Genomic DNA, 21,432 nt, shown 5'->3' with positions numbered 1-21,432 from the left:
CATCCAGATGACTGTTGAGCTAATCGCACCAATCGCAATGGACGAAGGTCTTCGTTTCGCGATCCGTGAAGGTGGCCGTACAGTAGGTGCTGGTGTTGTTGCTAAGATCTTCGCTTAATTCTTAAGAATTATCTGAAGATATTGCGATACTCGCATTAAGAAAAAAGGAAGCTTCGGCTTCCTTTTTTCGTTTTGGTTATAAGCAAATTTGAAACTTCAATATCCCTTCAACTCAGTTGCGTATCGATAAAACATTCACTTAGCGATGCCAGAAAACTCCCCAGTCTCATACTCTTCAATAGCGCGCCATATCCGTGCTTCATCTCGGTTTTGATATAACAAATCGGTCTTAAATTGACTGTAGATCTAAGTGGTAACAATAACAATTCTTGTTTATATTTCTTTGCGTAAAGCTGTTATTTGGGAAGTAGTATGTACGTCTGTTTATGCCATGGTGTTTCTGATAAAAAAATCAGAAAGTTAGCGTTAGAAGAGGGCATTTCTGATATTCGAGGCATTAAAAAATGCACTGCGTTAGGCAGTCAATGTGGTAAATGCGTTAAGCAGGCAAAAGAAATTCTCGACCAAACCGTCCCAGTTTTGTATCAACAGGCCAGTTAGACGCCTGTTCGGCTTTTTGACACCTTCTTGATTGGTTCTACAGTTTAAAGTGAGCCAACGAGGAGGGTTTTGTCATGAAAGGCGATCCGATAATAATTCAACATCTCAACAAAGTGCTCGGCAATGAGCTTGTCGCGATCAATCAATATTTCTTACATGCGCGGATGTATAAAGACTGGGGTCTAAAACATCTAGCGGATAAGGAATACCATGAGTCGATTGATGAGATGAAACACGCCGATCATCTTATTGAAAGGATTTTATTTTTAGAAGGTTTACCGAACTTGCAAGATCTCGGCAAGCTGATGATTGGTGAAGATGCCAAAGAGATGCTTGAGTGCGATTTGAAGTTAGAGATGGCCGCCATACCAGATTTAAAAGACGCTATCGCTTACGCAGAAGACATCCATGATTATGTCTCACGTGATCTGTTCCAAGATATCTTGGAAGATGAAGAAGAACATGTGGATTGGTTAGAAACGCAACTAGGTTTAATTGACATGACGGGTATTCAAAATTATCTTCAAGCTCAATATGTTGATGAAGATGATGATGGTTAACCATTAGAATTCTAACTCTTGCTATCAGCGCCTAAATTCCTAGGCGCTGATTTGTTTCCTACCTATTCCATGAGCAATACATTTCTCTTGCTAAAGTTGCTCTGTTTCTGTACTATTCGTGCTCCTTAAATCTCAGTCAATTATCTTTAGTTCCTTGCTTCCTCTGGATGACTGAGCCAACTGTGGAAGCTAATAATCCGTAAGGAGCAACCAATGCGTCATTACGAAATCGTATTCATGGTGCACCCTGATCAAAGCGAGCAAGTTGCTGGCATGATCGAGCGTTACACTGGTTCTATCACTGAAGCTGGCGGTAAAGTACACCGTCTAGAAGACTGGGGTCGTCGTCAACTGGCTTACCCAATCAACAAGCTTCACAAAGCTCACTACGTTCTAATGAACGTTGAAGCTGACCAAGCTGTAATCGATGAACTAGAAACTGCTTTCCGTTTCAACGATGCAGTTCTACGTAACATGATCATGCGTACTAAGTCTGCTATCACTGAGCAATCTATCATGCTTAAGCAAAAAGAAGAGCGTGCAGAGCGTGCTCCTCGTCGTGAAGAGCGTTCAGAACAGCGTGCTGAAGCTAAGCCAGAAGCAGCTGCTGAGTAATTGACTGTATGACCAATCGAATGGAGCTAAGTGGCACTGTTGCTAAGCCTCCTATTCGTAGTAAAAGCCCTAGTGGCGTAGAACATTGCCGGTTTTGGCTGGAGCATCGTTCTACGGTTATTGAAGCTGACCTACCGAGACAAGTTTATTGTCGCATGCCGGTAGTGATTAGTGGGCAAAGGTCAACAACATTCACTCACGATTTAGTACAAGGCAGTAGCATTAAGGTAGGCGGTTTTGTCGCTTATCAAACCGGCCGAAATGGCGTGGGAAAACTAGTGCTGCATGCCGACAACATTACTTACATTTAGATCAGGAGATAGCCCATGGCTCGTTTCTTCCGTCGTCGTAAATTCTGCCGTTTCACTGCAGAAGGCGTACAAGAGATTGATTACAAAGACGTAGCAACTCTTAAAAACTACATCACTGAAGCTGGTAAAATCGTACCTAGCCGTATCACTGGTACAAGCGCTAAGTACCAGCGTCAACTAGCTCGCGCTATCAAGCGTTCACGCTACCTAGCTCTACTACCGTACACTGACAAGCATCAGTAATCGGTTCGTTTTATTAAGAAAGAGGATTAAACAATGCAAGTTATTCTACTTGATAAAATCGGTAACCTAGGTGGTCTTGGCGATACAGTAAACGTTAAGTCTGGCTACGCTCGTAACTTCCTTATCCCACAAGGTAAAGCAGTTATGGCAACTAAAGGCAACGTTGAAATGTTCGAAGCTCGTCGCGCTGAACTAGAAGCTAAAGTTGCTGAGCAACTAGCTGCTTCTGAAGCACGTGCTGAGAAAGTTAACGCTCTAGAAGCTGTTGTTATCGCTTCTAAAGCTGGTGACGAAGGCAAACTATTCGGTTCTATCGGTACTCGTGACATCGCTGATGCAATCACTGCAGCTGGCGTTGAAGTTTCTAAGAGCGAAGTTCGTCTTCCTGAAGGCGCACTACGTAACACTGGTGAGTTCGAGATTAGCGTTCAACTTCACTCTGAAGTATTCGCTACAGTTAACCTACAAGTTGTTGCTGCTGAGTAATTCAGTATCAAGACGTATTTTAAAAGCACCTGTTCGCAGGTGCTTTTTTTATGTCTGAAGAAAATGTTTGTTTCTAGAAGACAAACAGTAAGTTGATGGCAAAGATGCTGTCGGCTTTTTCTAATCCTTCTGGCACTTTATCGTGGTATTGGCGTGAATGAGAGATTTTAAGCGCGATGTCTTCGGTAATATTGTTGGTCACACTGATGTCGGTATCAGTTCGCGTGTTGCTGTGACCAGAAACTAGCGTCAGGTCAGCCGAGATACTCAAATTATCGAGCGCTTGCCATGAGGTATTGATGTTGCCGCGAAAGATCGCCTCTTCAACCATGTCTGGGAAGATAATATCGTCATCATCGATCTCATCTTTATTTGGTTCTTGGTAACGAAAGCCCGGGCCAAGTTCCAACTCAAATACAAACTCATCGGTATTCGAGAACTGATAACCGAGACCGCCTGACAAGGTGTAATCTTTAAAGTAAGCGCTGTAACGGGAATCCACCCCTTTGAAACTGCCATACAAGTAGGTCTTAGGCCCAAGTTTGTAGTCACTTTGCGCAGTGTAGGTTGATTGGCGTTTGTCTTCTTCACCATCTTTGTAAAGTAGGTAGAACTTCCACTCACCGCTGGTTCGGTGACGTCCTTCTGTGTATTCAGCATTAAGGCGGGAGTTTAACGAACGCGAATCTGAGTTGCCGGTGTGCGACTGGTAGCCAAACTCAACCTCAGATGTCCAAGGGGAAGGAACCTCAATCTCAGTAGCCTGCTCAGGCGCTTCCTGTCCATAGGAAAACATTGGGGACATTAAGGCTAAACTCGCAAGCCAGTATTTCGACACAAACAACCTCAAATAATAAAAAGGTAAGTTAAACGGGGAATATAGATTCAAACGAGCTTTTCTCGGTCAGCAATAGGTTAAATCTATATTAGATGTCGACAAACTTTGGTTCTGATAAAGACAATGACGCGATTCTCGCTATAATGAGCGGTCATAGAAAGTTGTTGAGCAAGACCATGGCAGATACCAGACCGGACAATCGCAAACGTAAAAATTTTGATGCCCAAGTGGATGCAATCAAAACCCCTCCGCATTCCCTAGAAGCAGAGCAATCTGTTATTGGTGGTTTATTACTGGATAACGAGCGTTGGGATACGGTTGCTGAGCGTGTGGTCGCACGCGATTTTTACAGCCGCCCGCACCGTCTAGTATTTGAAGCGGTTCAGCGTATCCTTGAAGACAGCAAACCGCTGGATTTAATTACCCTCTCTGAACACCTTGAGCAGCATGAGCAGCTCGAAGATGTCGGTGGTTTTGCTTACCTTGCCGATCTGGTAAAAAACACCCCTTCTGCGGCAAACATTAATGCCTATGCGGACATCGTTGCTGAACGTGCTGTCGTTCGTGATTTGATTGGTGTTGCCAATGAGATTGCTGATGCTGGTTATGACCCGCAAGGCCGCACTTCGGAAGACTTGGTCGACATGGCCGAGAGTAAAGTGTTTGCGATTGCTGAATCGCGCACCAATGAAAACGAAGGCCCGCAAAACGTCGACAACATTCTAGAAAAAACATTAGAGCGTATCGAGTTACTCTACAAGTCACCACAAGATGGTGTGACAGGTGTCGATACTGGCTTTACCGATTTGAATAAGAAAACCGCTGGTCTGCAAGGTTCTGACTTAGTTATCGTGGCTGCGCGTCCGTCGATGGGTAAAACCACTTTTGCGATGAACTTGTGTGAAAACGCGGCCATGGTTTCTGATAAACCCGTGCTAATTTTCTCGCTAGAGATGCCATCAGAACAAATCATGATGCGTATGCTCGCGTCGCTTTCTCGCGTCGACCAAACCAAGATTCGTACTGGTCAGCTTGATGATGAGGATTGGGCGCGTATCTCTTCTACCATGGGTATCCTGATGGAGAAGAAGAACATGTACATCGATGACAGTTCTGGTCTTACTCCGACTGAAGTACGTTCTCGTGCTCGTCGTATTGCTCGTGAGCACGGTGGTCTATCAATGATCATGGTCGACTACCTGCAGTTGATGCGCGTACCAGCACTGTCTGAAAACCGTACCTTGGAAATCGCTGAGATTTCTCGCTCATTGAAAGCATTAGCGAAAGAGTTGAACGTACCTGTGGTAGCACTATCGCAGCTAAACCGTTCCCTAGAGCAACGTGCCGATAAGCGACCAGTAAACTCAGACTTGCGTGAATCTGGCTCTATCGAGCAGGATGCCGACTTAATCATGTTCATCTATCGTGATGAGGTTTATAACCCAGATAGCTCAATGAAAGGCACCGCAGAGATTATCCTTGGTAAGCAGCGTAACGGCCCAATCGGTTCGGTTCGTCTAACCTTCCAAGGCCAATGGTCTCGCTTTGATAACTACGCAGGCCCTGCGTTTGATGTGGATGAAGAATAAGCCTATGAGTTATATGAAGGCCGCCACAGCGCATGTGGACTTAAATGCGCTGCAACATAATCTGACCCAAGTGAAGCAGCAAGCACCGTCTTGTAAGATTATTGCCGTGGTAAAAGCCAATGGATATGGCCATGGTCTACGCCATATTGCTCAACATGCCAATGGCGCCGATGCCTTTGGTGTAGCCCGCATTGAAGAAGCCCTTCAGCTTCGTGCATGCGGAGTTGTAAAGCCTATCTTACTATTGGAAGGTTTTTACTCATCGGGTGATTTACCTGTTTTGGTTACTAACAACATTCAAACAGTGGTGCATTGCGAAGAGCAGCTACAAGCCTTAGAGCAAGCTGACTTGGAGACGCCGGTTAAAGTGTGGATCAAAATTGACACAGGCATGCACCGCTTAGGTGTGCGCCCTGAACAATTGGATGACTTTATTACCCGTCTTAAAGCTTGCGATAATGTGGCGAAACCACTGCGTTTCATGAGTCATTTTGCGAGTGCAGACGAGCTAGATAAGTCGACCACGGTCGATCAAACGGAACTGTTTTTATCTCTCACAGAAGGTTGCCAAGGTGAGCGCTCTATGGCGGCATCTGCCGGTATTTTAGCGTGGCCAGATAGCCATCTTGATTGGGTTAGACCGGGCATTATTATGTATGGTGTTTCGCCTTTCGCTGATAAGACCGCCGCAGAGCTTGGCTACCAACCTGTCATGACGCTGAAATCTCACTTAATCGCGGTACGTGATGTGAAAAAAGGTGAGAGTGTTGGCTATGGCGGCATTTGGACCAGCGAGCGAGACACAAAAATGGGCGTTATCGCGATTGGTTATGGTGATGGTTACCCGAGAACTGCGCCTAACGGTACGCCAGTGCTCGTGAATGGCCGACGAGTACCGATTGCTGGCCGTGTCTCAATGGACATGTTGACGGTTGATTTAGGCCCTGATGCGCAAGATAAAGTGGGTGATGAAGCCATCATGTGGGGTAAAGACTTACCGTCCGAAGAAGTGGCTAACCACATCGGTACTATCGCTTATGAATTAGTGACTAAACTGACCTCGCGCGTTGAGATGGTTTATACCAAGTAAGCCTACATATAATCTCAGATAGAAAAACAGCAGCTCTCATAGCTGCTGTTTTTGTTGGTCTCATTGAAGTTGATTAAGCAAATTATTCACCCTGAATGGTTGCCAGCACTCTGCGACTGCCACCCATGTCTCGGTGTTCACCCAAATAAATACCTTGCCATGTTCCCAATGCCAGTCGGCCATTTGAAATGGGGATAGTGACACTTGCGCCGAGTAGCGATGCTTTGATGTGTGCGGGCATATCGTCATCCCCTTCATAGGTATGTTGATAGTAAGGTGCGCGCTCAGGAACGAACTTGTTGAAATGCTTTTCCATATCATGACGAACCGTCGGATCTGCGTTCTCATTCAGTGTGAGGCTGGCTGACGTATGTTGAATAAACAGCTGTAATAAACCTACTGATAATGATCTAATTTGCGGTAATTGTTGTTCAATTTCATCAGTGATCAGATGAAATCCACGTGGGCGTTGTTGCAAGTTGATCGTTTTCTGAGACCACATAAACGTTCCTTTTATATTTATTTGGCAAAATGAGAGCTTGTGGCTAGTCTAATCTCACGGGTATTAATTGTTTAGTTGCAATTGCTAGATGAGCTAATGTGATTTAACTCAATGTGAGTGAAAAACAACTGCGTCATAATTAGCCACTGAAAAAAAACTACATAACCTTGTTTTGTGGCAATTAGCCCAAACATCTACATTATATTAATTTTTGCTAAAATCGGGGATTCCTAAGGTTTTGTAAAAAAGCCGGGAATAAAAACCTACTGTAACATCGGGATAGAGACCATGTTGAAAAATATTAATCCAACGCAAACACAAGCTTGGAAAGCGCTGACTGCGCATTTTGAATCTGCACAAGATATGGATATGACTGAGCTATTTGCTCAGGATGCTGCACGCTTTGATAAGTTCTCTACACGTTTTGGTGACGATCTTCTTGTCGATTACTCAAAAAACCTAATTAACGAAGAAACGTTACAACACCTTTTCGCACTCGCGAAAGAAACAGAACTTCAGTCTGCGATTGAAGCGATGTTTAGCGGTGAAGCAATCAACCAAACTGAAGATCGCGCAGTGCTTCACACCGCTCTACGTAACCGCAGCAACAAGCCTGTAATGGTTGATGGCGAAGACGTAATGCCTGCTGTAAATGCAGTACTAGAAAAAATGAAATCATTCACTGATCGCGTTATTGGCGGTGAGTGGAAAGGTTACACAGGTAAAGCAATCACTGACATCGTAAACATCGGCATCGGTGGTTCTGACCTTGGTCCTTACATGGTGACAGAGGCGCTAGCGCCATACAAAAACCACCTAAACCTACACTTTGTTTCTAACGTTGACGGTACTCATATCGTTGAAACGTTGAAGAAAGTAAACCCAGAAACAACGCTATTCCTCATCGCGTCTAAGACATTCACTACACAAGAAACGATGACAAACGCGCATACAGCACGTGATTGGTTCCTAGAAGCTGCGGGTGAAGAAGCGCACGTAGCGAAACACTTCGCTGCACTATCAACTAACGCAACAGCGGTTTCTGAGTTCGGCATCGATACCGACAACATGTTTGAGTTTTGGGATTGGGTTGGTGGCCGTTACTCACTATGGTCTGCAATCGGTCTTTCAATTGCACTAGCGGTAGGTTACGACAACTTTGTTGAGCTACTAGACGGCGCTCACGAGATGGATAACCACTTTGCTTCTACTGAACTAGAAAGCAACGTGCCAGTAATCCTTGCGCTGATTGGCCTGTGGTACAACAACTTCCACGGCGCGGAATCAGAAGCGATTCTACCTTACGATCAGTACATGCACCGTTTCGCTGCATACTTCCAGCAAGGTAACATGGAGTCGAACGGTAAATACGTTGATCGTGACGGCAATGCAGTGACTTACCAAACTGGCCCAATCATTTGGGGTGAACCAGGCACTAACGGTCAGCACGCGTTCTACCAGTTGATCCACCAAGGTACTAAGCTGATTCCTTGTGACTTTATTGCACCAGCACTAAGCCACAACCCAGCAGGCGATCACCACCAGAAGCTAATGTCTAACTTCTTCGCTCAAACTGAAGCGCTAGCATTTGGTAAGACAGAAGAAACGGTGAAGGCTGAATTTGCACAAGCAGGTAAATCTGAGGAAGAAGCGGCAACTCTAGCACCATTCAAAGTGTTTGAAGGTAACCGCCCAACTAACTCAATCCTAGTTAAGCAAATTACTCCTCGTACTTTAGGTAACCTAATCGCAATGTACGAGCACAAGATCTTTGCTCAAGGCGTTATCTGGAATATTTTCAGCTTCGACCAGTGGGGCGTAGAGCTAGGTAAACAACTAGCAAACCAGATCCTACCTGAGCTAGCTGACGCAACAGCAATCAGTTCACACGACAGCTCAACCAATGGTTTGATTAACGCATTTAAAGCGTTCAAAGCATAGTTTACCGTCGTAACGGATACAGAAACGCCAGCATTTCGCTGGCGTTTTTTTATGGCTATTACACCGTGTGATGAATACTACTTGGCGCGTCTGTCTGAGTCGTAAACTTTTGGCCTAATAGGGCAATAAGCTGATCGTAGTATTGATTATTCGGCTTGTTCCCTAGCAATTTGCATAGCTCGTTGCCAGTTGGTGTAAAGCGATAATAGAGCAGTCTTACCCCTTTACTATGAGCTTGTAGAGCGAGCTGTTTGCCTTGATAAATAAGAGGCAATGGTGATTCTAGCTCAATCTCGCCGGATTCTAGTTCTGTACCATGCATTAACCCAAGTTCAAACAGTACCAGTAAGCTTGAGTAGGGCAGTTGGAAGTTACCCACATTGATGTTGCTGGTGATATTACGCTTACCAAAACTGAAAATGCCCCCTTGAGAGCGGTAGCCTACGAGAAGTTTTCGGCTGTTGTCTGAACCAAAACTGCATGCTAATGATGCGGCACGTTGTAAGATTTGCGCTTCTTTCGGCGTCATATCTTGTAGAACTTTCAGTGCTTTCATTGACGTAGAGCCGGGGTTGGTGATCTCCCTTTTTAGCACTTGCGCCCATAGTCTCTGCATTGATGGGTTATGCACCTCCTGAGCCATATCGAAAAAGCGATATAGCCAGTCTTGATCTGGTTCACCTGCGGCTTCATCACTGCATGAAGAATGTGTCAGTTTTAGGATTTGTTCTAGGTTCTTTTGTCTTTGCTCGCGTCTACGGCGTTCACGAACCAGAGAACGTTCAAGTGCAGGCTTCTGTGGCGCTTCTTTTTGAAGGAGAGCATCGAGTCCAAATGTTTGGGCAATATGCACAACTCGGCTAGAGCTGTCTTTGACGTATTGGGACTTCTTATGTTGCTGATTTTCTTGAGTAGGTTCGTGGTCAATCACCACAGGTTTGTTGCTCTCAGACATACCATTTCCTTAACCAACAGAGAGCTTATCACTGTACCTTTTTCATGCAAAAGCTACCAGAAAAACTCGGCAAGTTCGTGACGCAAAAATTTGCTAGGCGTTATGATAATGGTTTGTTAAAATTGTTATTGCTTATCGAGAGGGCTTTATGAAATATTTCAGTGACAATAAACTGCTAAAGCACCTGTCAATTACCCTGTTACTGCTAGTTTATTTGGCAGTGTTAGTCTATTTATCTAGATATCTAACATAGTAAGGATAATTAACAGGTTGCTTAAATGTTAATCAAAGTTAGTAATCGTATTCCGCTATGTCTGTGCCTTCGATTACGTAACCTGTTTCTGCCAGTTCATGGCTGACCACTTCAGTTTTTAGTTTACCAATCACGTAAATCACATCCCATAACTGCTGTACTGGTGCACCTTTAGGAAAACGAACATAGATGATCTGGTTTGGTGGCGGTGGCGGTACGTGAATACAAGCGCCAAAGTAAGGCACCAGTAAAAATTCAGTAATGGTGTCTTCATCCCCTTCTAGTGGGATAACGTAGCCGGGAATTTTCACTTCACTGCCGTTGAGCTCTTGGCGAACTTTGCCGACCTTTAATTGCTGAGCGGCTGCACCCGAGTGATCGGTAACAGGCATGCCAACGGCATCAAACTGGTTACGCTCATCTTCAGGGACCAAATCAATCCAATCCAATTGGAGAAGATCTTCGTTGGCACTGACTTGCCCAGGTAGAGCCACCATAGTGATGGCCCAAAAGAAAAATAGAACTGCTTTTTTCATTATTAAACTCTTATTGTCATGCCGTCGCTGAGTGATTGTTTATAAGCACGGATGGCAGGGATAATACCAATTACTGTGCCAGAAAGCTGTACAGCGCCAAGCAAGAGTAATTCGTATTGGCTTAGGCCGATAAGTGGTAATTGAATACCATAGTTCTGGGCGATGATAGGGCCAATGACGGCTAACAGGCCATAAAGGCCAGCGGTTCCTACCACAATACCCACCGTAGTCAGCGCGCTGGCTTCTAAGATGAGCAACGAAAATACATGCCTTGGTCTTGCGCCCATTGCCCGCAAGATGGCCATTTCGCGTCGCCTTTCTTGCAAGCTCGTCAGTAAGCTCGACAACATGCCCAGTAACCCTGCCGCAACAACAAATATTGATACTGCCATCAAGGCTTGCTCTGCTACCGACATCATGCCCCAAAGTTCATGTAGGGCGACCCCCGGTAAGATGGCACTTAGTGGTTCTTTCGGGTAAGTGTTAATCTGTCTCTGCAAAGCAAAGGTTTGAATCTTCGATTTCAAGCCCACCAGCATAGCGGTGATTTGTTGCGGTTCAAAGTCACGCTGAAGTAACTGATCCGCAGAGGGCGTGTTCCCCAGATTAGCACCTGACTCCCAACCCACGTGTATAGCTTCAATCGCCTCCAAAGAGACGTGCACGGTTTTGTCGACTGGTGTCCCGGTTGGAGAAAAAATACCAACCACTTTGAACGGTAATTTGTCATGGCGACTGAAACCCGCATCATTGATGCCATGCGCGATGATAATTTCACTACCTATAGTGTAGCCAAGCTTTTTCGCGACATCTGCGCCAATCACGGTCTCAAACAATCCGTTAAATGGGCGCCCTTGCTCTAGGGCAAGGTTTTGCTTGCGGCCATAACGGTAGTGTTCAAAGTAACTTTGATTGGTACCTAATACGCGAAAGCCTTTATGAGAGTCGCCCAGTGAGAGTGGAATCGTCCAATTTACTGAGCGATGTTGGCTAAATTCTTGATAGCTTTTCCAATCAATGTTGTTAGTAGCGTTGCCAATTCTAAACACGGAATAAAGTAATAAGTTCACTTGTCCTGAGCGGCCACCGACGATCAAATCGGTACCTGAGATGGTATTGGCGAAGCTGCTTTTGGCTTGAGTTCGGATTCGTTCTACACCCAGAAGAAGAATGACAGAGATCGCTACGGTGAGAATGGTAAGAATAGCGGTAAGGCGACGGTTATTCGCGCTTTTCCAAGCGAGCATTAATGTGGGGCTCATGATTGCGCTCCTGCTTGGTTTAGAGATTGTAAATCGATCGTGCGGTCAAACAGCGATTCTAAAGTCGGATCGTGACTGACAAACAGCAGTGTCGCGTTGGCTTGATTTACTTGTTCAAGCAATAGCTCGATAAATGCGGTGCGGTTGTCATGATCCAGTGAGGAGGTCGGTTCATCGGCAATGATCAGCTGTGGATTACCCATAAGAGCACGTGCCGCCGCTACCCGTTGTTGTTGGCCGATACTAAGCTCTGTGACGGGTTTATCCATCAAGGCTTCGGGTAAATGCAGTTTAGTGAGTAGCGAACGAGCTTGCAGCTGCAAGCTGCCCTCCACTTGCTGGCGGCGAGATTTAGAAAACTGGCAAGGTAGCACGACGTTTTCAATCACGCTTAGGTAAGGCAATAAGTTAAATTGCTGGAAAATATAACCAATATTATTGGCTCGGAAACGATCGCGCTGCGCACCTTTCAGGGTTTTCAAATCTTGACCAAGAACATCAACTTGGCCTTCATCCGCCTTGAGAATGCCTGTAAGCAAACCGAGTAATGTGGACTTGCCACAGCCACTTGGGCCTTTAATGAATAAGTGCTCACCGCGTGAGATTTCCAGTAAAGGGATATCTAACGTTGGATTTGGATTATTGGCCCAGCGGTACTTAACCTGATTGAGGAGTACCACAGGGGGTAATGTTTCTGTTGTCATTTTTGCTTCCAATAAGTGATGCCAATAGCCTGATCAGCTCAGGCTATTGGGCTTAAGCAAGTTCTAGATTAAAACTTAATGGTGCTCTGTTTTTCAGATAGCTCTAGTGCTGCTTGCTTAGTATCAGTCAACAAGTTGACTTTCACTTTATTCGTCGCTGGGAATAGCTCAAACCATTTTGTGTCAATTGCATCAAGTTTGGCTAGGTTATCACAGTGGTAATGGTATTCGATGGTGAATTCACCGTGGCCACCATGTGATTCATGGTCGTGACCTTCGTGGTCATGATCGTGCTTATCATGGTCATGGCCTTCATGGTCGTGGTCATGATCGTGGTCATGATCGTGCTTATCGTGGTCATGATCGTGTTTATCGTGGTCATGGCCTTCATGGTCATCATCATGATCGTGTTTATCGTGATCGTGACCTTCATGCTCATCTTGACCTAACGTGTGTGTCACGGATTTGTGCTCTAGCTTACATTGTGCGCTAGACGCTAAAAGTAACACAGAGTTAGCGTTGTTTAAGTGAGCTTCAGCTTGCTCAAGTGCTTTCTTCTGCTCGTCGTTTTGAGGAGCGTGTTCAAAGCCAACTACATCTGCACCTGGAGCGGTAATCTCTACTAATAGCTCGTGACCATCTTGGGCAATATTGAATTCAACTTCACCATGCACATGGGCATCATGTTGGCGGAAGTGATCTTCAGCCATCGCTGTTTGAGAAAGAGCAAGGCCAAGGCAAAGGGCAAGTGGAGAGTACTTAATCATGTTAAATCCTGAGTCATTATAAATTTTTTAAAACATACCTGAGCGAACCGCTCGCTCAGGTATCAAATAGGGAGAAGAAATTTAAGTATAGATTGACTCAGGCGGTGCGCGCGCTAATGGCACTATGACTGGAGCCGCAATGTATGGATACTCGGAGAAGAAATACGGCGACTCTTGCAATAGTGGATTAGCAAAGAGGATAGGGGCGCTGAGTGTGCCATGCAGGGCATTAGCAAACAGCTGACACTGGTGGTGTTCATGGTGGTGAGGGGAAAGGTCGTATTGGTGCTCAATATAGGCAAAACTCATCCACAGCATAAACATGGCTGCACAGAATGCGACCAAGGTTGATTTGCGTGTTTGAGCGTAGAGAGAGACCACGTTTTACCACCAAGAAAAAGTCGAGTTGTTATACTATAACAACTCGACTCTAAAGGTTAAGACTAATTTGTAAAATCAGTTGTATAACGGCCTGAATAATAGCTTATAAACTTTGTTTAACTAGGCCGAGAACCTGTTGGATTTCACTCTCGTTGAGCGAACCTTCTTTGATAAAGAGCACTTTACCTTGTTTGTCTTGCACTAAAATCGCGGATGACTCTGCTTGAAGTCCCCATTTTTTCGCTACCACACCATCTTCGTCCAATACCATTGATGACCAAGGGAACTCTTTCTTGCTGTCTTGCGCAGACGATTTTACAAACGAGCCCGTACCCCAAATAGCATCATCTTGGTTAATGATGGTTGTTGTTTGGTAGCTCTCAGCAGGGAAGTCGGCAGCGGTGATTGCTGCCATAAGAGGTGCATTCATCTCTTTAGAGCTGCTTCTACCAGCAATCGCTTGAACAACACGAACTTTGCCAAGCATCGCTTGAGTATCCCAAGCTTGATAAACCGTATCATTGTCTTGAACCAAGATTTCACCATGGCTTGTTACCGCAACGTTTGGCACGGCTTGCTCTAGTTTGATGTTGTGAGCAAAAACAGAACTGGAAGCAAAAGTAAGCGCCAGCGCAAGTAACGTTTTGTGTTTCATTATGATTTCCTTAGTGTCCTAGCGGTGATACCGATGAAGCTAAATGTTTCTAAAGTATATACTCAATAGAGAGAAAGAGTGGTCGAATCATTCATTTTCCGTTGGTGGGAAGCAAACCCCCGTACCACCAAGGCCGCAATATCCATTTGGGTTTTTGGCTAAGTACTGCTGATGATAAGTCTCGGCAAAGAAGTACTCTTGAGCCATTTCGATTTGCGTAGTGATGGTTGTGCCTTCTCCAAGTAACGCTTGGTATTGGAGCTTCGATTGCTGCGCGATATCGAATTGCTCTTGGCTGTAGGTATAAATCACCGAACGATATTGTGTGCCTAAGTCGTTGCCTTGGCGCATACCTTGAGTTGGGTCATGGCGCTCCCAAAAGGTTTTCAATAGGTCAGCAAGGGTAATTTCATTGGTATCAAATACCACTCGCACCACTTCTGTGTGCCCCGTTTTACCAGAGCAAACCTCTTCATAGGTCGGGTTTTTAGTATAACCACCCGCATAGCCTACAGAGGTGCTAACCACGCCATCCAGTTGCCAAAACAGTCGTTCAGCGCCCCAAAAACATCCCATACCTAGTAGGACTTGTTGCTGATTGCCACTTGGCATTGCACTCAAGCTAGATTGATTGACGAAGTGTTGGTCTTCAATCGACATAGGTGTGTCGCGGCCAATGAGAGCACGCTCTGGGGAGATCATAGTTTGTTTATCTAACATGGCAGTATCCTTGTTGAGCCTTCCTTTGAGTAGTAGACCGAGAAATTAACGGTTTTCATACAGACTATTTTATTAACTAACGTTATCATTTATAACAAACAATACGAAAATAACAGCCTTAGAAGTCCATGAGAAGAAAGCCTTTATCATTTATCGTTGCCACACTATTGACGATGCCGAGCTATGGCATCGCAAAAGGTGTGGATCTGTCAGTTAAGGGCTTAGATGGTGAGTTGAAAACCAATGTGGATGCTTATCTCGCTTCCATTCCAGAATCTGACTATTCCACCAATCTACGTTTCCGAGCCCGGTTAGAAAAAAGCATTACAGAAGCGCTGAATGCACTTGGCTACTATCACCCTGAATTTCATTTTTCAGCGGAAGAGGATGGTAAAGAATTATTAGTCACGGTGACTCCTGGCGCCCCCGTGCTTGTTGATGAATTGGATATTCAATTTGCAGGTGAGGCCAGCAAAGATGAAGACTTTACTAAATTGGTGGAAAAAAGCGGCCTTAAAACGGGAGACACGCTCAACCAAGGTCTCTATGACGCTTTAAAATCAGGTATTCGTAACCTCGCATTGAAAAAAGGTTACTTCGAAGGGGATTTTGAAGTCAGCCGTTTGGAGGTTTCCCCCGAGCTAAATCAAGCTTATATTCGTCTGCATTACGACAGTGGCATGCGCTATCACTTTGGTGAGACCAGTATCAATGGCAGCCAAATCGAAGAAGACCGAGTGCACTCTCTCGAACCGTATGAACTTGGTGAACCTTATGATGTATCCAAGATCGGTGAATACAACCAGAACTTGTCTAATACTGACTGGTTCTCTTCGGTATTTGTTGAACCAGATTTAAGCCAGTTAGGCAAAGGGCGTAATCTACCGGTTAAAGTTTCTCTCGCACCTCAAGCGCGCAACCAATTAGAAACGGGTATCGGTTACTCGACCGATGTGGGCGTGCGAGGTTCGTTAAAATGGAAAAAGCCTTGGGTGAACTCTCGAGGACACAGCTTCGATAGCAGTTTTTCTCTTTCCGCGCCTGAACAAACCATTACCGCTGGCTATCGCATTCCGCTTGATGACGTGCTCAATGAGTACTATCGAATTCAATACGGGATGAAAAACCTCGATAACCGTGACACCAAAAGCTTGGAATCCAACCTAGCGCTAGAGCGTCACTGGACCTTGGATAATGGCTGGCATCGAACCTTGTTTATTCGTTACTTGCTAGAAAACTACGAACAAGGTTTGCAAGACGATACTGCGCAATTCTTGTTGCCGGGTATTTCGTTTTCTCGTACTCGTGTGCGCGGTAGCTCGATGCCGATGTGGGGCGATCGTCAAAGTTTAACCTTGGAATATGGCGATCCTAATGCGCTGTCAGAAACGCGCGTGATCCGTGCTCAAGCCGGCACGTCGTGGATCCGTAGTATTGGCGGTAATCATCGTGGAATTTTCCGAATTGATGGTGGCGCCAATATTACTGATGAATTTGAAAAATTGTCGCCATCGCTGCGTTTCTTTGCTGGTGGTGATAACAACTTACGTGGCTATGGCTATGAGTCGATCTCCCCGAAAGACAGCAGTGGTGCGTTGACGGGTGCTAAGTACATGGTGACCACATCGTTAGAATACCAATACCGAGTTTATGGCAATTGGTGGGGCGCGATTTTTTACGATTATGGTGATGCCTTTAATGACCAAGCTGATTTTAAGCGTGGTGCAGGTGTCGGTATTCGCTGGGCCTCTCCGGTTGGCCCTGTTCGTCTTGATTTCGCTTGGGGCTTTGATGCAAACCCAGGTGATGAGTTCCAAGTTCACTTTACTTTAGGGCCTGAGCTATGACCAAAGTGGTATTAAAATGGTCAAAATGGCTATCGATTTCGCTTATTTCTCTGTTGTTGGTGCTCAGCGTAGCGTTAGCAATTTTGCTGTTTTCTCGGCCGGGCCTGAGCCTTGCACTTTGGACGGCGGAGAAATTTGTTCCACAGCTACAGGTTGGTGATTACCAAGGCGCAATATTCCCTCGTTTTATTTTAAACAACGTCACGTTTAATGATGAATCGTTAGGAGTCGATGCCAAGGTTGATGCATTAACGCTAGCAGTAAAACCTGCCTGTTTTACAGAGCCTAGTGTTTGTGTCGATGAGTTAAGTCTTTCTGGACTTGAGTTCGCAATGCCTAAGCTGCCTGAAAGCAGTGCAGAGCCAGCACCGGAAACCTCATCTTCTGCGTCAATAACGTCGCCGTTACCGATTCGAGTTGGTCGAGTTGCACTGAACGACATCGATTTAAAAGTGCTTGGTCATCATATTCAGTGGCAGCAATTTACCACCGGATTCTCTTTCCAAGGCTCAAGATTAACGCTGAATACCACTCTGCTATCAGGGATCAATGTCGCGTTAGCAGAGGCAACACCTGAACCGAAAGCCAATACCGCTAATCAGCCCAATACTGAGCAGGTGATTGTATTACCGGAGGTGGTGTTACCTCTTTCTGTGAATGTAAAGCGGCTCGACATTCATGACTTTGTTTTACAGCAAGAGACACCTGTTGAAGTTAATCATCTTGGCTTGGAGCTATTAGCGCGATCATCAAAGTTAAATCTCAATACCTTACAGCTTGAAATGCCGCAGGTGTCAGCCACCGCCTCTGGTCAGCTAGAGATGGTGGGTGACTATCCGCTAGAGCTAGACTTAGCGGCGACGGTCAATGACCCAATTGCCAAAGGGCAAAAAATAAAGCTAAACGCGAATGGTACGGTGGCTGAGTTAAACCTAAAGGCACTGTTTAGTGGTTTAGCAAGTGGTGATTTAGTGGCGACTTTGCAGCCGCTTGAGCCACAGTTGCCGTTTGACCTGGCGTTAACTCAAGCGGATGCGCAGTGGCCATTAAAAGGTAAGGCAGAGTACAAAGTAGCGATTGATGAGCTTAAGGGACAAGGCTCATTGAAAGCTTACGGGTTAGCGTTACAGGCAGAAGTGCAAGGTACTCCGATCCCTGATTTAGGCATCAAGTTAAAAGGCGCAGGTGATTTAAACCATATTCAATTGTCGCAACTTGAGCTACAAACCCTAGGAGGCATGGTTGAAGGCCAAGTGATGGCCAATTGGCAAGCGCCGATTAACTGGCAAGCGCAACTTGAGCTGACTGACATCCAACCGGGGCTGCAATGGCCTGAGGCTGAGGGACAAATTAGTGGTACATTGAAAACCGATGGCGCTTTAACTGCAAAAGGTGGCTGGAAGGTCAACTTACCTCAGCTCGATATTGATGGTGTACTTCGTGACTACCCACTCAATATCGAAGGCTCGCTTCAAGCATTGGATGAGGCGGGTAAAGGGGAAATCTTCTTAAAAACGCCACGCTTGGTGTTGTCTCATGGGCCAAACAGTATTCGAGCACAGGGTGAACTCGCTCAGCAATGGCAGCTTGATCTCGCGTTAGATTTACCAAGCTTGGTGAAGTCGGTTCCTGATTTACAAGGTCAGGCTCGAGGTGGTGTGAAGCTGCGAGGCGATTTGAAGCAGCCGCAAGTCGAGCTTGATCTACAGGCCGAGAATATTGCTTGGCAAGATCAAGCTAAGCTACAACAAGTTAAACTTACTGGTGAAGTAACGCCACTACCTCAAGTACAAGGCCAACTCACACTACAAGTCGACCAAGCTCGCTATCAAGATTATTTGGTCGAGCAAGTTCTGCTGAAGTTAAACGGTAGTCAGAAACAGCACAATCTGACCCTTGATGTCCGTTCTGATATTGCGTCAACCAGCCTAGCCTTGGCTGGCGCACTTGAAGATAAACCTGCGCTTAAGTGGGATGGTTCGTTAACCCGCATGACACTGAACTCAAAACAAGGTCAGTGGCAGCTAAATCAACCAACGGCGCTTGGTTTTGATTCGGCCAATACCGAGGTTTCAGTCGCAGCTCATTGTTGGTTACAAGATCAAGCATCGGTCTGTTTACAGCAAGACATCAAAGTAGGCGAAAGTGGTGAAGCGCAACTGGCGATCAATCAGTTCGATTTTGAGCAGATTGCGATGTTTTTACCAGCCGAGACTCAGTTACAAGGTTCGCTAAATGCCAGCACATCGGCCAAGTGGGGCGCAAGTAAAGCACCTCAAGTTAAAGCTTCAATTACCCTTGCTCCGGGCAAAGTAACGCAGCAAGTGGGTGAGCCTTTAGTTGTTGGTTGGCAGAATATTGAGTTAAACGCGGATTTGCTCAACAACCAACTTAACGCCAATTGGCTCATTGATGTCACCGATAACGGCGATGTATCTGGTGAGCTGATGATCCCGGATGTGACGGTAGAAGATAAGCAGTTACAGGCTAAGCTTGCATTGTCGACCTTCAACCTCGATTTCCTCAACGTGTTGTTAGGAGAATACAGCCAGCTCAATGCTAATCTATCAACGGATCTCGATATCTCTGGCCCTCTGATGCACCCAAAGGTGAACGGTCAGTTCGTGGTTGATGATATGTTGCTGCAAGGGGAAGTCTCTCCGATTGATATCGACTCTGGCCGCCTAGTGGTTAACTTCTCTGGTTACCAAGCGTTGATTGATGCTGCGATACAAACGCCAGATGGTGAGTTAGATGTCGAAGGTAATGCTGATTGGCAAGACCTTGCTAACTGGCAGAGTAAGGTGCGAGTATTTGCCGAAGAGCTAATGGTCGATGTTCCGCCTATGGTGAAGGTGAAAGTCGTGCCAGATATGACTATCTCAGCTTCGCCAAAGAACGCTCGAATTGATGGTTCAATTGCCCTGCCGTGGGGCCGAGTAGTGGTTGAAGATGTACCTGCCAGTGCAGTTGGTGTGTCTAAAGACTTAGTTATTGTTGATGCTGATGGTCAGCCGGTCGATGAAGAGAGCAAAGTGCCTTTTGAAGTTGAAACCAACATCAACATTAAGATAGGCGATGACTTTAAGTTATCGGCGTTTGGCCTTGAAGGTGGCCTAGTGGGTAACTTGAATGTAACGCAGAAAAATAAAGGCCCATTTATTGTTGGTGAAGTGAATATCGTTGATGGTTCTTACTCTTCATTTGGCCAAGATCTATTGATCAAAGAAGGTAAAATCTTAATGAATGGCCCCGCGGATCAGCCTTATCTGCAAATCTCTGCGATACGAAATCCAGAAAACACTCAAGATGAAGTGATTGCTGGGGTTAAAGTGACAGGCTCGGCAGATGAGCCGCAAGTGTCTATCTTCTCAGAGCCAGCCATGCCGCAAGCTAATGCGCTGTCATACTTGCTACGTGGCCAAGATATTGATGGGGAGTCGGGTGGTAACTCGATGACCACGACCTTAATTGGCTTAAGCTTAGCTAAGAGTGGCCGTTTGGTTGGTGAGATTGGTGAAGCCTTCGGGGTGCAAGATCTGCAGCTTGATACCGCGGGTACTGGGGATGATTCCCAAGTGACGGTGAGTGGTTATATTCTTCCTGGGTTACAGGTCAAATATGGCGTAGGGATTTTTGATTCCGTCGGTGAGTTCACGGTGCGTTATCGCTTAATGAAAGATCTTTATGTTGAAGCCGTATCAGGGTTAGATAGCGCGGTCGATCTTCTGTATCAATTTGAGTTTGATTGATCATTTATTGGCTCGGCGCGTAAAAGGAGGCACAAGATGCAGCATTTGGTATTTGTTTATGGCACATTGCGAGAAGGGCAGGCTAATGCCCATTATCTTGCGGATGCTCAATACCTTGGCGGACATCAAACGCCAGCACAATACGCACTTTATGATTTGGGGACTTACCCTGCCGTTGTCGAAGGGCATCAAAGTATTTCTGGTGAAGTATACTTAGTAAATGAAGCGACTCTGCGAGCTCTTGATGAATTGGAAGATGTTCCTGTGGAATATCGACGCGAGTTAATCTCGACTCCATTTGGCGAGGCTTGGATTTATCTGTATCAAGATTCAAGCCAGTTAGATGTGATGATTTCTTCAGGGGATTGGTGTCAAAGGGTTTAGCTCGATACGAGGAGAGACCAATAATGAAGTACACTCTGATGTTATTAACAGCTTTGCTTGTCGGCTGTAGTGCCCAACCTCTTCCAGCTTTACAAAGCGAGTCGGATTGGCTTGCTTACGGTAAGCAGCGTGCGATGGATGGTTACATCGTTCAAACGGAAGATAAGTTAGCCAAATTGGACGCTCAAAGTGCCATTAACGATGACTTCTATCAAGCGTATCTACAAGGTTACGAACAAGGTAAGCAAACTTACTGTGACCAAAGCGCGTACATGCTTGGCAGATTGGGTAGAGCGTATCGTGGCATTTGTGATGACCAAGACCCGTTTTTCCGCCAAGATTACTACAACGGTAGACGCGATCTTTGGTAATTCATTTAATTGATATTTTCATAGCCCGCCTGTGCGGGCTATGTTGTTT

General features: G+C 45.6%; 24 protein-coding genes. 14 read left to right on the top strand and 10 right to left on the bottom strand.

The genetic code is table 11. The features are described 5' to 3' along the window. From MU515_RS13900 to rplI, 7 genes are all read left to right on the top strand, one after another. On the top strand, positions 1-118 hold a 118-nt coding region (locus MU515_RS13900), incomplete at its 5' end, for an EF-Tu C-terminal domain-related protein (protein WP_490723101.1). Positions 119-432: 314 nt separating this feature from the next. Next, positions 433-621: a (2Fe-2S)-binding protein gene (locus MU515_RS13895; RefSeq protein ID WP_260261021.1), complete on the top strand. Its 189-nt coding sequence runs from the start codon at positions 433-435 to the stop codon at positions 619-621. A gap of 74 nt (positions 622-695) precedes the next feature. Continuing rightward, a complete protein-coding gene (bfr, locus tag MU515_RS13890; protein WP_260261020.1) occupies positions 696-1,181 on the top strand; it encodes a bacterioferritin in 486 nt (161 codons plus the stop codon). Positions 1,182-1,394: 213 nt separating this feature from the next. Further along, a complete protein-coding gene (gene rpsF / locus MU515_RS13885) occupies positions 1,395-1,796 on the top strand; it encodes a 30S ribosomal protein S6 (protein WP_260261019.1) in 402 nt (133 codons plus the stop codon). A gap of 8 nt (positions 1,797-1,804) precedes the next feature. Next, the gene (gene priB / locus MU515_RS13880; protein WP_260261018.1) at positions 1,805-2,107 is read left to right on the top strand and encodes a primosomal replication protein N; all 303 of its coding nucleotides are present in this window, start codon (positions 1,805-1,807) and stop codon (positions 2,105-2,107) included. A gap of 15 nt (positions 2,108-2,122) precedes the next feature. Beyond that, on the top strand, positions 2,123-2,350 hold the full coding sequence (gene rpsR / locus MU515_RS13875; RefSeq protein ID WP_000090472.1) for a 30S ribosomal protein S18: 228 nt from the start codon (positions 2,123-2,125) through the stop codon (positions 2,348-2,350). 33 nt (positions 2,351-2,383) lie between these two features. After that, the gene (rplI, locus tag MU515_RS13870; RefSeq protein ID WP_260261017.1) at positions 2,384-2,836 is read left to right on the top strand and encodes a 50S ribosomal protein L9; all 453 of its coding nucleotides are present in this window, start codon (positions 2,384-2,386) and stop codon (positions 2,834-2,836) included. 73 nt (positions 2,837-2,909) lie between these two features. Here the strand turns inward: rplI and MU515_RS13865 are convergent, their stop codons facing one another. Continuing rightward, entirely contained in the window at positions 2,910-3,674 is a 765-nt protein-coding gene (locus tag MU515_RS13865; protein WP_260261016.1) for a DUF481 domain-containing protein, read from the bottom strand. A 176-nt stretch (positions 3,675-3,850) separates the two neighbouring features. Between MU515_RS13865 and MU515_RS13860 the strand changes: the two genes are divergently transcribed. Both MU515_RS13860 and alr read left to right on the top strand, forming a co-directional pair. After that, complete coding sequence (locus tag MU515_RS13860; RefSeq protein WP_260261015.1) at positions 3,851-5,263, top strand: replicative DNA helicase; 1,413 nt, start codon at positions 3,851-3,853, stop codon at positions 5,261-5,263. Between the two features lie 13 nt (positions 5,264-5,276). Next, positions 5,277-6,353: an alanine racemase gene (gene alr / locus MU515_RS13855; protein WP_260261025.1), complete on the top strand. Its 1,077-nt coding sequence runs from the start codon at positions 5,277-5,279 to the stop codon at positions 6,351-6,353. Positions 6,354-6,435: 82 nt separating this feature from the next. Here alr and MU515_RS13850 read toward each other — a convergent pair whose 3' ends face one another. Beyond that, on the bottom strand, positions 6,436-6,855 hold the full coding sequence (locus MU515_RS13850; protein WP_260261014.1) for a secondary thiamine-phosphate synthase enzyme YjbQ: 420 nt from the start codon (positions 6,853-6,855) through the stop codon (positions 6,436-6,438). Positions 6,856-7,143: 288 nt separating this feature from the next. On the opposite strand from MU515_RS13850, the gene pgi reads away from it, so the two are divergent. Then, a complete protein-coding gene (pgi, locus tag MU515_RS13845; protein WP_260261013.1) occupies positions 7,144-8,796 on the top strand; it encodes a glucose-6-phosphate isomerase in 1,653 nt (550 codons plus the stop codon). A gap of 58 nt (positions 8,797-8,854) precedes the next feature. Here pgi and MU515_RS13840 read toward each other — a convergent pair whose 3' ends face one another. From MU515_RS13840 to msrA, 8 genes are all read right to left on the bottom strand, one after another. Further along, entirely contained in the window at positions 8,855-9,751 is an 897-nt protein-coding gene (locus MU515_RS13840; protein ID WP_260261012.1) for a TIGR03899 family protein, read from the bottom strand. A gap of 291 nt (positions 9,752-10,042) precedes the next feature. Next, positions 10,043-10,540, bottom strand: coding sequence for a DUF3299 domain-containing protein (locus MU515_RS13835; protein ID WP_432816149.1), 498 nt, complete (start codon positions 10,538-10,540; stop codon positions 10,043-10,045). A gap of 2 nt (positions 10,541-10,542) precedes the next feature. Next, positions 10,543-11,802, bottom strand: a complete 1,260-nt coding sequence (locus tag MU515_RS13830) for an ABC transporter permease (RefSeq protein ID WP_260261011.1) — start codon at positions 11,800-11,802, stop codon at positions 10,543-10,545. Continuing rightward, the gene (locus MU515_RS13825; protein WP_260261010.1) at positions 11,799-12,506 is read right to left on the bottom strand and encodes an ABC transporter ATP-binding protein; all 708 of its coding nucleotides are present in this window, start codon (positions 12,504-12,506) and stop codon (positions 11,799-11,801) included. Before MU515_RS13825 ends, MU515_RS13830 begins: the two co-directional genes overlap by 4 nt. Before the next feature lie 68 nt (positions 12,507-12,574). Next, positions 12,575-13,273: a zinc uptake protein ZrgA gene (gene zrgA / locus MU515_RS13820; RefSeq protein WP_260261009.1), complete on the bottom strand. Its 699-nt coding sequence runs from the start codon at positions 13,271-13,273 to the stop codon at positions 12,575-12,577. A gap of 81 nt (positions 13,274-13,354) precedes the next feature. Continuing rightward, positions 13,355-13,654 (bottom strand): DUF2607 family protein, encoded by a 300-nt coding sequence (locus tag MU515_RS13815; protein WP_260261008.1) that lies wholly within the window; start codon positions 13,652-13,654, stop codon positions 13,355-13,357. 103 nt (positions 13,655-13,757) lie between these two features. Further along, entirely contained in the window at positions 13,758-14,309 is a 552-nt protein-coding gene (locus MU515_RS13810; protein ID WP_260261007.1) for a YtfJ family protein, read from the bottom strand. 87 nt (positions 14,310-14,396) lie between these two features. Beyond that, positions 14,397-15,029 carry a peptide-methionine (S)-S-oxide reductase MsrA gene (gene msrA, locus MU515_RS13805; protein ID WP_260261006.1) on the bottom strand — a complete coding sequence of 211 codons (633 nt, stop codon included), beginning with the start codon at positions 15,027-15,029 and terminating at the stop codon, positions 14,397-14,399. A gap of 128 nt (positions 15,030-15,157) precedes the next feature. Here msrA and tamA point away from each other — a divergent pair, with 128 nt between their 5' ends. From tamA to MU515_RS13785, 4 genes are read left to right on the top strand one after another with little or no spacing between them, the layout of a single operon-like run. Further along, positions 15,158-16,876, top strand: coding sequence for an autotransporter assembly complex protein TamA (gene tamA / locus MU515_RS13800; RefSeq protein ID WP_260261005.1), 1,719 nt, complete (start codon positions 15,158-15,160; stop codon positions 16,874-16,876). Next, complete coding sequence (gene tamB, locus MU515_RS13795) at positions 16,873-20,628, top strand: autotransporter assembly complex protein TamB (RefSeq protein ID WP_260261004.1); 3,756 nt, start codon at positions 16,873-16,875, stop codon at positions 20,626-20,628. The genes tamA and tamB overlap by 4 nt, the downstream gene beginning before the upstream one ends. Positions 20,629-20,664: 36 nt before the next feature. Then, entirely contained in the window at positions 20,665-21,012 is a 348-nt protein-coding gene (locus MU515_RS13790) for a gamma-glutamylcyclotransferase family protein (RefSeq protein WP_260261003.1), read from the top strand. A 23-nt stretch (positions 21,013-21,035) separates the two neighbouring features. Next, positions 21,036-21,383 (top strand): DUF2799 domain-containing protein, encoded by a 348-nt coding sequence (locus MU515_RS13785; protein WP_260261002.1) that lies wholly within the window; start codon positions 21,036-21,038, stop codon positions 21,381-21,383. Positions 21,384-21,432 lie beyond the last annotated feature (49 nt).

Source organism: Vibrio intestinalis (assembly GCF_025195085.2).
GTDB lineage: Bacteria > Pseudomonadota > Gammaproteobacteria > Enterobacterales > Vibrionaceae > Vibrio > Vibrio intestinalis.
Note: the sequence above shows the minus strand (reverse complement) of the source record. Positions and strands in the feature narration are given on the sequence as shown.